At 29.3% G+C, this 12,149-nt stretch carries 11 protein-coding genes; 1 reads left to right on the top strand and 10 read right to left on the bottom strand.

Annotation, left to right across the window (positions count from 1 at the left end; all coding sequences use genetic code 11):
* Positions 1-101: 101 nt before the first annotated feature.
* Positions 102-1,127 (bottom strand): deoxyguanosinetriphosphate triphosphohydrolase, encoded by a 1,026-nt coding sequence (locus ACYUEX_RS05110; protein ID WP_460286837.1) that lies wholly within the window; start codon positions 1,125-1,127, stop codon positions 102-104.
* Between the two features lie 145 nt (positions 1,128-1,272).
* Between ACYUEX_RS05110 and ACYUEX_RS05105 the strand changes: the two genes are divergently transcribed.
* Positions 1,273-2,334 carry a CotS family spore coat protein gene (locus ACYUEX_RS05105; RefSeq protein WP_460286836.1) on the top strand — a complete coding sequence of 354 codons (1,062 nt, stop codon included), beginning with the start codon at positions 1,273-1,275 and terminating at the stop codon, positions 2,332-2,334.
* 39 nt (positions 2,335-2,373) lie between these two features.
* Here the strand turns inward: ACYUEX_RS05105 and ppdK are convergent, their stop codons facing one another.
* The 9 genes from ppdK to ACYUEX_RS05060 form a co-directional block, all read right to left on the bottom strand.
* The gene (gene ppdK / locus ACYUEX_RS05100) at positions 2,374-5,004 is read right to left on the bottom strand and encodes a pyruvate, phosphate dikinase (RefSeq protein ID WP_460286835.1); all 2,631 of its coding nucleotides are present in this window, start codon (positions 5,002-5,004) and stop codon (positions 2,374-2,376) included.
* Between the two features lie 89 nt (positions 5,005-5,093).
* On the bottom strand, positions 5,094-5,732 hold the full coding sequence (locus ACYUEX_RS05095; protein WP_460286834.1) for a helix-turn-helix transcriptional regulator: 639 nt from the start codon (positions 5,730-5,732) through the stop codon (positions 5,094-5,096).
* Between the two features lie 195 nt (positions 5,733-5,927).
* Positions 5,928-6,566 (bottom strand): DUF4342 domain-containing protein, encoded by a 639-nt coding sequence (locus ACYUEX_RS05090; protein WP_460286833.1) that lies wholly within the window; start codon positions 6,564-6,566, stop codon positions 5,928-5,930.
* A 6-nt stretch (positions 6,567-6,572) separates the two neighbouring features.
* Complete coding sequence (gene recO, locus ACYUEX_RS05085) at positions 6,573-7,322, bottom strand: DNA repair protein RecO (protein WP_460286832.1); 750 nt, start codon at positions 7,320-7,322, stop codon at positions 6,573-6,575.
* Between the two features lie 9 nt (positions 7,323-7,331).
* The gene (gene era / locus ACYUEX_RS05080; RefSeq protein ID WP_411168638.1) at positions 7,332-8,222 is read right to left on the bottom strand and encodes a GTPase Era; all 891 of its coding nucleotides are present in this window, start codon (positions 8,220-8,222) and stop codon (positions 7,332-7,334) included.
* Between the two features lie 8 nt (positions 8,223-8,230).
* Positions 8,231-8,632: a cytidine deaminase gene (locus ACYUEX_RS05075; RefSeq protein WP_411168639.1), complete on the bottom strand. Its 402-nt coding sequence runs from the start codon at positions 8,630-8,632 to the stop codon at positions 8,231-8,233.
* Between the two features lie 104 nt (positions 8,633-8,736).
* Positions 8,737-9,438, bottom strand: a complete 702-nt coding sequence (locus ACYUEX_RS05070; RefSeq protein ID WP_460286831.1) for a diacylglycerol kinase — start codon at positions 9,436-9,438, stop codon at positions 8,737-8,739.
* A 22-nt stretch (positions 9,439-9,460) separates the two neighbouring features.
* The gene (ybeY, locus tag ACYUEX_RS05065) at positions 9,461-9,961 is read right to left on the bottom strand and encodes an rRNA maturation RNase YbeY (protein ID WP_411168641.1); all 501 of its coding nucleotides are present in this window, start codon (positions 9,959-9,961) and stop codon (positions 9,461-9,463) included.
* Positions 9,962-10,050: 89 nt separating this feature from the next.
* Positions 10,051-12,147, bottom strand: coding sequence for an HD family phosphohydrolase (locus ACYUEX_RS05060; RefSeq protein WP_460286830.1), 2,097 nt, complete (start codon positions 12,145-12,147; stop codon positions 10,051-10,053).
* Between the last annotated feature and the right edge of the window lie 2 nt (positions 12,148-12,149).

Genomic DNA, 12,149 nt, shown 5'->3' with positions numbered 1-12,149 from the left:
ATTTTATAAAATTTTATGAAATTTTATGAATCATCTTTATTTATATTCTTTATAAGCTTTAAAATTCCTTTTAAAATAATATTTTCTTATTTTCCAAAAACTTAGTATATTACTAATTTAGGAACAAATAGGGAGTTAAATGTATTTAAGCAATAATCATCACTCATGCCAGCTATATAATCTGCAACGGCTCTTTTTAGCCCCTCTTTTATAGCTACCTCCTTATATAAATCAGGCAATTCATTTTCATGATTATAATAGTAATTTATTAAGTTTTCTAATATAAACTTTGCTTTACTTCTTTCTACCTTTAAAATATCCCCTAAGTAAACATTTTTAAACATAAATCTTCTAAGTTCTGTCATCGCTTCCCATACTTCACTGCTAAATTTAATATCTACATCATTATTATTTAATGCATTTGTGGTATTTTTTACAACATCTACTACTAAAGTTTCAATTCTTTGAGAATGTGTTTTACCTAAAACCTTTATAATTTCTTTTGGCAATATATCTTCACTAAGTAATCCAGCTCTAATAGAATCGTCTATATCATGATTTAAGTAAGCTATTTTATCACTAACTTTTACAACTCTTCCTTCTAATGTCTTAGCTTTATTGGCTCCATTTTCAAGTCCACTATGATGTAGTATTCCATCTATTACTTCTAATGTTAAATTTAATCCTAATCCATTCTTTTCTAGCTTTTCAACAACCCTCACACTTTGCTCATTATGTCTAAACCCACCTAAAAAATCATTTAATACTTCTTCTCCATTATGTGCAAATGCTACATGGCCTAAATCGTGTCCTAATGCAATAGCTTCAATTAAAGACTCATTTAAACCAATTCCACTTCCGATTGTTCTAGCTATTTGAGATACTTCTAATGTATGAGTTAATCTAGTTCTGTAATGATCACCAAAAGTTTTTATATAGACCTGTGTTTTATGTTTTAACCTCCTGAAAGATTTACTATGAATAATTCTATCTCTATCAACCATAAAACAAGTTCTTACTGTATCATTTTCTTCTGGTCTTTTTCTACCTAAAGTTGAATTGCTAAAAGTAGCTTGAGGAACTAATGTCAACCTTTCGAAACCCTCTATTTTTTCTCTCACATTCATATATCTCACCTCTATATTACATATTCTATATTTTTCTCTATTTTCCTCTATTTAAACATATTTTATAATAATATATTTAATACCAAGTATATTTTCTTTTTTTTACTAATATCTTAATAATGAGTAATTTTATAAGGAGAGAATAATGGAAAACTTAGTATCAGATTTAAAGGATGAGTTGCTTCCTCTTAATGAAATAAAATCTAATATTTTATCTTATTACAATCTTCAAAATGCATCTATAATTAGTATTAAATTTAAAGATACAGAAAAGCAAAGAGCTGTATATAGAATAGATTTTAATAATAGAAGTTATTGCTTAAAAAAAGTTTACTATGATGAAGGTAATCTTTTATATGTATATTCAGCTATGGAATGGTGTTATAGAAATAAAATCCACGTTCCAAAGCTTTTGCCAACTATATATGGAAATAGGTATGTTAAATATAAAGATATGCTATTTATTTTAACCCCTTGGCTTAAAGGTGAAAAATGTGATTTTGATAATTTAGACAATGTTTTACTTTCCTCAAGAACTCTAGGAAAATTACATAAAGCTTCTAAAAATTTTTCTCCAATTAAAGGCAGTAGCTCTAGAGAAGGATTGGACAATTACAATGAAACTATATCAAAACATTTTAATCAACTATTAATTAGTATAAATGATGCTCATAAGTATAATGATAGATTTTCCAAAATATTCCTAAAGAATGTCAATGAAAATCTAGAACTAGCTAAGATTTCATTTGAAGTCTCTTCTTCAATTATTACTGATGAACTTTCAGTATCTCTTTGTCACGGTGATTATGTAAATAAAAATATCTTAATAGATAGTAACAATATTTCTCTTATTGATTTTGATAAATGTAAAATGGACTATTGCTCAAGAGATATTTCTTATTTTTTAAGACGATTGCTAAAAAGAGAAAATACAAATTGGCAAATTAATTTAACCCTAGATATCCTTGATAGCTATATGGAAGAAAATCCTCTCTCTTCTTCAGATTTTAAATATATATTAGCTTATATTGCTTTTCCTCAAAAATTTTGGAAACTATCTAGAGATTACTATAAGAATATAAGGAAATGTAATAAAAATTCTTTTATTGCCCTACTTGAAAAAGGATTAGATAGGACTGAAAACCAATTAGAGTTTACCTATGAACTTATGAATGCATTCACAAAATATTATGATGTAAAATTTTAAACTAAAAAAAGAGGAGGCTAAAAACCTCCTCTTAATATATTATCTCTTATTTCTAACCTGTGCTTGTGCAGCTGCAAGTCTTGCAACTGGAACTCTAAATGGTGAACATGATACATAGTTTAATCCAATATTGTGACAGAATTCTACTGATGATGGATCTCCACCATGCTCTCCACATATTCCAAGCTTGATATTTGGTCTAGCTGATTTACCCTTTTCTACTGCTATCTTAACTAGCTCTCCAACACCTGTTTGATCTAGTTTAGCAAATGGATCTTGTTCGTAAATCTTCTTATCATAGTAATCCTTTAAGAATTTAGCAGCATCATCTCTTGAGAATCCAAATGTCATTTGAGTTAAGTCATTTGTTCCAAATGAGAAGAATTCTGCTTCCTTAGCTATTGCATCAGCAGTTAATGCCGCTCTTGGTATTTCTATCATAGTACCTACTATATACTCTATTTCAACACCTTTTTCTTCCATAACTTCTTTTGCAGTTTTAACAACTACATCTTTAACATATTTTAATTCCTTTATTTCTCCGATAAGAGGAATCATTATTTCTGGAACTACATCATAGCCCTTGTTTTTTCTAACTTCTATTGCTGCTTCAATTACAGCTCTAGTTTGCATTTCAGCTATTTCTGGATATGAAACTGCTAATCTACATCCTCTATGCCCCATCATTGGGTTAAATTCATGTAATTCTTCAACAGTTGCTTTTAACTCTTCGAAAGTTATATCTAAATCTTTAGCTAATTCAGCTATATCTTCATCATTATGAGGTAAGAACTCATGTAGTGGTGGATCTAGGAATCTTATTGTTGCTGGCATTCCTTCTAAAGCTTCATAAATTCCAATAAAGTCTTCTCTTTGCATTGGAAGTAACTTTTCAAGAGCCTTTCTTCTTTGTTCTTCATTCTTAGCAACTATCATTTCTCTTACTGCCATAATTCTATCTTCTGCAAAGAACATATGCTCTGTTCTACATAATCCTATACCTTCTGCTCCAAACTCTACTGCTTGCTTAGTATCTCTTGGAGTATCAGCATTAGTTCTAACCTTTAATTTTCTAATTTCATCTGCCCATCCCATAAATGTAGCAAAATGTCCTGAAATTTCTGGTGTAACTGTTTTAACAGCTTCTCCATATATATTACCAGTTGAACCATCTATTGAAATAAAATCATTATCTGTATAAACTTTTCCGCCTACTTCTAAAGTTTTAGCTTCTTCATTAACTTTTAGTTCTCCACAACCAGCAACACAGCAGGTTCCCATTCCTCTAGCAACAACAGCTGCGTGAGATGTCATACCACCTCTAACTGTTAAAATACCTTTAGCAGCTATCATACCTTCGATATCTTCTGGTGAAGTTTCTAGTCTTACTAAAACAACAGCTTCTCCTTTTTCGTTTCTTTCTTTTGCTTCTTCAGCTGTGAAAGCTATTTTACCACAAGCTGCTCCTGGAGATGCTGGAAGTCCTTTTGCAATTGGTGTAGCATTCTTTAAGTCTTCTGTATGGAATGCTGGGTGAAGTAAAGAATCTAATTGAGCTGGATCAACTTTTAATATTGCTTGCTCTTTAGTTAACATTCCATCTTCAACTAAGTCAACTGCAATTTTCAATGCAGCTTGAGCTGTTCTCTTACCATTTCTTGTTTGTAAGAAGTATAACTTTCCTTCTTCAATAGTAATTTCCATATCTTGCATATCTCTATAGTGATTTTCTAATGTATGAACTATATCAGTAAATTGTTTGTATATTACTGGATTTTGCTCTTCTAATTTAGCTATTGGAAGTGGTGTTCTTATACCTGCAACAACGTCTTCACCTTGTGCATTCATTAAGTACTCACCATATATTTTATTTTCTCCAGTAGCTGGGTCTCTTGAGAATACAACTCCTGTACCTGAAGTTTCTCCTTTATTACCAAATACCATTTCTTGTACGTTAACTGCTGTACCCCATTCCCCTGGAATATCATTTAATCTTCTATAAACTATAGCTCTTGGATTATCCCATGATCTAAATACAGCTGTAATAGATTCAATTAATTGAGTTTTTGGATCTTGTGGAAATTCTTCTCCCATTTCTTTCTTATAAAGCTCTTTATATCTATCAACTAATACCTTTAAATCCTCAGCTGTTAAATCAGTATCAACTTCAACACCTTTTTCCTCTTTTAGCTCATCTATTAGATTTTCAAATAATCTCTTTTCAATATCCATAACAACATCTGAGAACATTTGTATAAATCTTCTATATGAATCGTATGCAAATCTTGGATTTCCTGTTAAATCCGCCATAGCGACTACTGATTTATCGTTTAAACCAAGATTTAATACTGTATCCATCATTCCTGGCATTGATACTCTTGCCCCTGATCTTACAGATACTAATAACGGTTTTGTTAAGCTACCAAATTCTTTTCCTGTTATCTTTTCTAATTCTGTTATTTTTTCGTGAATTTCTTCAATAACTTCTTGTGCGATTACCTTTCCATCCTCATAGTATTTGTTACAAGCTTCTGTTGTAACTGTGAATCCTTGTGGTACTGGAATTCCTAGTAAAATCATTTCTGATAAATTTGCCCCTTTACCTCCTAGAAGGTTCTTCATTGACCCGTTGCCTTCACTAAAAAGGTAAACATACTTCTTTTTCTCCATCTCAATACTCCTCCGTTCAATCAAATTGAATATATATACTAACAGTACTAATAGCACTGTAGTTACCCTAAATAATTAACCCATATTTTTTAATTACCTTCTCCTAATTTAACAAAAAGTTTTGTTATGTTAGTCTTAGATATTTTACCTACTATCTTAAATTTATTTTTTTCATTAATTGCTGTTTCTACTTTTTCTACTATAGGAATACTATCAATTTCATGCTCTATAATTTTTTTTGCTAAGCTATATGCACTGTCATCGCTATATCCACATATTATGTTAGGCATTCTAGTCATTATTACACCTATAGGAACCTTATGTATATCAGTTCCACCTATAGCAGTTTTTAAAAAATCTTTTCTTGAAACAGCACCAACTAATATCCCATTATTTTCTATAAATAAAGTTCCTACATCATTTAAGAATAAGAATACGATTGCATCATACACTGTAGTTTCTTCACTTACTGTAACTGGTTTAGACATTATTTCTCCAACTAGAACTTTTGAAATATTTTCTAATATTCTAGTATTATGAGCTTCTCCTAAATATACATAACCAACCTTAGGTCTAGCATCTAATATGCCTATCATTGTTAGAATAGCTAAATCAGCTCTCAATGCTGCTCTAGTTACTCCTAACTTATCAGCTAAAGTTTCACTTGTAACAGGCTGTCCCTCTTTTACTATCCTTATGATTTCCTCTTGCCTTTGTGATAATTTCAACTTTATCCCTCTTTCTGCTTTTACAAGGAATATTCAGATAATTTAGATTAGTTTGATATTTACATTCTAATTATAACATTTTATAAAAGTTTGACTATACTTAATTTTCTGAAAAATTAGTCATATTAGCTGAATATTCCTTTTCTGTTTACTTTATTCTCTTATTTCTCCTGTTTATCTCAAATTTGCTTTAATTTAGTCCTCATCTTCAAAATTAACAGTATATGTAAATACTTTTTCATCTACTTGTTCATTTTTCTCTGACTTCTTTTTATTACTTTTATTTATATCGCCTTTAAATTTTTCATTTTTAACTTCATTTACTTTATCTTTAACCTTGTAAGCCACATCTGATGCCGCATCTCTTATGTCATCTACTGCTTTTGTTATATATTTATTTACAACTTCAACACTACCATCTGCCGTAGTTATTTCTATTGTTATTTTAGTAACTACTGCAGCAATCACAACAAAAGCTAATATAGGAGGTATAATTATAGCTATTACTCCAGCTGCTATTCCTGCATTTACTGGAACATCTACAAGCTCTTTGTCATCTTTGCTAACTCTAATTCTTGTAACATTTCCTTTATTTATTAAGTCCTTTAACCATTTTTTTAGTTCATCAACAGTTTCATACTTTTCTTTACCAGTACTACCTTCTTTACCAAACTCACCTTCTATGTAATCTGGCTTTATTCCCTTCATTCCTTCTATATATATTATTGCTTCTAATACATCTCCATCATTAATTTCAAGGGCATGCTTAGCTTCTGCATAGCTAACACCAGTTCTTTCCTTTACCTTATCTACTTTTTCTAATGTTATTCCCATATCTATTCACTCCTTTATATAATTTAACATTTCTAAGCTCTTAGGCTTTTTAGAATAGTTTGATGATATAATAAAGGTTGTCACCCTACTTATATCTTTTTTTACCTCTGCATTTATATTTAGTTTATATATCTTATCCATAGGTGCCTTTAACAAAAATCTTATTGCATTATATGCTGGCCTAGATATATAAATTCCATGTTCTCTTGAACACTCCTCACAAACCCCACCATAATGTGATAAAGATATATAATTTGACACCGATATCTTCTTCCTACAACTTACGCAACTTTCTAAGTTTAATCCATATCCAGTTGCTTTTAACAATTTAAGTTCAAAGGACCTAATAAGAATTTCATAATCCAATGCATCTGTATTAAGTAAATACATACAAGTTAGAAAATCTTTAAATAACTCTCTATTCACTTCTCCTTCTTCTACACATATATCTATTAATTCACAAATATAAGATGAATAAGTTAGTTTATCTAGGTTATCTAAAAGACCTTGAAAGGAATTAATTATCTTACCTTCTTGAAGATTAAATAAGCTTTTTCCTTTAAATAAAACATATTCTCCATAGCATAGAGGTAAAGTAAGAGATAAAAATTTACTCTTACTTTTCCTAGATCCTTTTGCTATAGCTGTTATTTTCCCCAAATTCTCTGTATATAACCATACTAATTTATCATTCTCTTTAAATTCCTTAGTTTTTAAAACTACTGCATTTACTTTATGTAGTGACAGAAATACCAACCCCTTATTTTACTTAACCTTCTTATATCCTAATTCCTTTAATAGGTTTTGGTTATCTCTCCACTCTTTTCTGACTTTTACCCAAATCTTTAAGTTAACCTTACTTCTTAAAAACTTTTCAATTTCATATCTAGCACTTTCACCTATTTTCTTAAGTGATTGCCCATTCTTACCTATTATTATTCCTTTATGAGAATCTTTTTCGCAAAGCATATCAACTTCAATATGCCAAGTTCCACTTGGACTTTGTTTCATTTGAATTATATCAACTGCAATTCCATGTGGTATTTCTTCTCTTAATGTTCTTAATGCTTTTTCTCTTATTATTTCAGAAACTACAAATCTCTCTTGTACATCTGTAATCATATCATCTGGATAATATTTAGGTCCTTCTGGCATTGCTCCAATCATTAATTCTACTAATTTATCAACATTTTTTCCCTTTAATGCTGAAATTGGAATTATTTCTTTAAAATCCATCTCTGATGAATACATTTGGAGAGTTTTAGCTACTCTTTCTTGGGTAAATTCATCAACTTTATTTAGAACTAAAAAAACAGGGGCCTTTTGATTTTTTAAAGTTTCTATTATAAACTTATCTCCTCTTCCTATTTCTTCTTCTGGATTTATTAAGAATAGAACAAGATCTACTTCTTTTATAGAATCCTTTGCAGAATTCACCATGTATTCTCCTAATTTATGTTTAGGCTTATGTATTCCTGGTGTATCTACGAACACCAGTTGATGATTTTCACCAGTTAATATTGTTTGTATATTATTTCTAGTAGTTTGTGGTTTATTTGATACTATAGACAGTTTTTCTCCCATTATTTGATTTAATAAAGTTGACTTTCCTACATTTGGTCTTCCAACTATTGTTACGAATCCTGATTTAAACATCTTTCCTCCTAATTTTCTAAATCCTTTTTTGTAAATGCTCCTGGCATAATTTCTTCAAAGGTTTTAACTTTATAATCATCTTTATTCTTTATTAATATTATTGGAGTTTTTTCATTTTCTATAAATTCACTTAAAACTTGCCTGCATATTCCACAAGGAGTTGTATAAGTTTTTATATCTCCAACTAATGCAATTGCTCTTATAACTTTATTTCCTTCTGATACTCCTTTAAATATTGCAGTTCTTTCTGCACAATTTGTTGCACCGAATGATGCATTTTCTATATTACATCCTGTATATATCTTATCATCTTCAAATAATACTGCAGCTCCTACTTTAAATTTGGAATATGGAACATATGCTAGTTCTCTAGCCTCTAAAGCTTTTTCCACAAGAATTTGATAATCCATTTTAATTCCTCCATTTCAAAATTATTGTATCTTTTATTATATCATTACTTTCCTAAAATTAAAGCATTGTTGTTAAGTTTTTAATATATAAAAGTATTTGTAAATTAAATTTTGAATATAACAAATATTAATAAAGTAAGTAATGTCCCGAACAATGCTCCTACAATAACTTCCCATATTGAATGAACATTAGAATCTACTCTGCTTTGTGCTGTTATTAATGCCATTACATAACTTAAGACTATACATATAGGTTCTTCTGTTATTAAAGAAATTGCTGTGGCTATAGAAAAAGAAAGAGCACTATGTCCACTTGGCATTCCACCTCTTAATGGTGTTCCTTCTCCAAAAATAGATTTTACTATTAATGTTGCAATAATTACAAAAACTAATGCTATAAATATCATATATGGCTCTGATTCTTTCATCTTATGTATTACATCATAAGATATATATGAAATTTTATCCCAAAATATTATATAACCCACAAGTAATGCATTTATTGCTGTAACTAAAACTGCTCCTGCAGCTGCATTTTTTGCTATTTTAGCTAAAGGATGGTAATGATTAGTTGACATATCTATAGTTGCTTCTATTGCAGTGTTTATTATTTCAGCTACAAGCACTAATGTAATTGTAATTGCTAAAATAAGAAATTCCATTTTAGATATATCGATTACGAAGCATGCTAAAAGTACAGATAACGCAGCAAACAGGTGAATTTTCATATTTCTTTGAGTTCTTACAGTCTCTATTATTCCTGTTATTGCATAATTAAAGCTCTCTACCAGCTTTTTTATCTTCATATATTCCCCTCACTATATATTATTATCTTCTAATTTCTAATTTATTTAATATTTCTTCTTCTCTTTCCCTCATTTTTTTCTTATCATCTTCATCCATATGATCATACCCCAATAGATGTAATATTGAGTGAACTACTAAGTAACTAACTTCTCTCTCATATGAATGTCTATACTCCTTAGATTGTTCTAAGGCTTTTTCTAGTGATAAAACCATATCCCCTAATACTAATTCATCACCATCTTTATATGTTTCATCAAAATCATAATTTATATACATGTCACTAAATACTTTCCCCTCATTAAAATCTAACATCGGAAATGATAGTACATCAGTTTCTCTATTAATATTTCTAGTTTCATTATTTATTTCTTTTATTTCTTCATTGTCAACAAATAATAAAGAAATTTGATACTGACAATTTACCCCTTCTTCCTTTAATGCAAAATCACATACACTTGTTATTTTTTCTATAAAATCCTCTGTAACTTCTAATTTGTCCTGTCTATTTTCTGTATATAACATCACTTATCTCCTTTTAAATTAGTTTAAATTTAAAGGGAAAGGCACTATAACCCCTCCCTCTCGAATCCTTTATAAAATTACATTAATAATTATTTAACTTTCTTTTCTGTTGGATATTCAATTCTATGATGATATATCCCATCTAAAGTTTTCAAGAAATTTTTTCTTATAGTCTCTATATCTTTTAAGGTTAAATCGCAATTTATAAGTTGTCTTGAATTTAGTTTGTCATTTATTATGTTATTTACCATCTCTTCTATTTTGCCTTTTGTTGGTTCACTGATAGATCTTACAGCTGCTTCTACACTATCTGCAAGCATTATAATTCCTGACTCTTTTGTAGATGGTATTGGTCCAGGATATCTAAAATCCTCTTCTTTTATTTCCTCAGGCTTATCAGAAGAATTTTTAAGTTTATAATAAAAATATTTAACTAATGTAGTTCCATGATGCTGTTCCATTATATCCTGAATAGCCTTAGGAATGTTATGCTCCCTAGCCATCTCTAGTCCATCTTTTGGATGAGATAGTATTATTAATGTGCTTAAATTAGGAGTTATCTTATCATGAGGGTTTTCTTTCCCCATTTGATTTTCTCCAAAGAAATACGGTCTCTTTGTTTTTCCAATATCATGATAATATGCTCCAACTCTAGCCATTACTGGATTTCCTCCTACTGCTTCTGTAGCGGCTTCTGCTAGATTTGCAACCATCATGCTGTGATGGTATGTTCCTGGTGCTTCCATTAATAATTTCTTCATTAATGGCTGATTAGGATTTGATAGTTCCAATAACTTTATATTAGTAACTACATCAAATATTGATTCAAAAAATGGTAATAATCCAACTGCTAATATTCCAGAAATTAAAACACCTATAGCTGTATATCCTGTTTGTATAAATATTTCTTTTAAATCATTTGAGGCTAACATTCCTGAAGTTAATGTAACTACAGAAGATATAATAGTTATATACAGAGTTGAATATATTATATCATTTCTTTGTTGAACCTTCTTTAGTGCAGTTGAGCCAAGCACAACATTTACTATAGATAAAACTATAACTCCGGGGCTAAAGCCAACTATTATAGATATAAAAATTATATTAAGTAAGTTAATTATTAAGGATATTCTATAATCTATTAATATAGTCATTAACATCGCACTACATACCAAAGGTATTAAATATGGTGAAATTATATTAAGTCCCATAGAAATTATAAGTATTATAAGGTTAATACTGCTTATAAGTATTATCATCCTATTATTTTTAAATATATCTGGTCTTTCTCTAGATATGTAGCCATACTGAATGAATAATACTAATGATACTAATATTCCTAATGAAATAAATGATGAAAAGTAATTCTTTGTTGTACCACTATTTAAAAGACCTAATTCTTTTAATATTTCTATTTGCCTTTGAGTTACAGGTTCTCCTTCTTTTACTATAATTTGATTTTTCTTTATTATTTCTTTTTGAACACTTTTTTGAGCTTCTTTTATTGACTGTTCTATTTTATCATTATCAATAAATTTATTAGGCTTAATTTGTGTATAGCATATATTTTTTAAAACCTCTTCTAAGCCTCTATCTATATTGCTATTAGATAATTGGGCATCTGCTATTCCCTTTGCCTCTAATAAATCTTCATACTTATTTTCTTCTATCTCTTCTTTATAGACTCTTTCTAATACATTTACTACTAATTCTTGCACCTCAGAAACTTTTGCTGAATTTAATTCAACTAATGTCTTATATTCAGCATCAGTTAAGCTAAACTCTTCTATCTTTTTTACTTCAGCTATTTTATCCTTTTCTTCTTTAGTAGACGAATTTTCAGTTGCAAGCTTATTAAATAATTTCTTAACATTTTCAATTGCTTGTGTTTTAACTTCGCTTTTAACAATATATTGCTTATCTTCTCTTGCCTTAGCCATAGCTTCTTCTTCTTTTTGCTTAGTCGCAATTTCATCTATTGTATCAATAGGTGCTTTTATATCTACTGGTGCTATATCTCCAACAGATAAATTATGCTTTTTAGGTGCAATTACAGTTAATAGAAGTAAGTATATAGCTAAAAATACAGATAAATAAATAAAGATTCTTTTGTATTTTTTATCTTCTTTTTTAGTTTCATTTTTGTTTTCATTTTTGCTTTCTTTATCTAAAACCACGTCTATCACCC

This window comes from Clostridium sp. CTA-7, assembly GCF_054768095.1.
The sequence above is the reverse complement of the archived record's forward strand: the minus strand, read 5'-3'. Positions and strand labels throughout refer to the sequence as shown.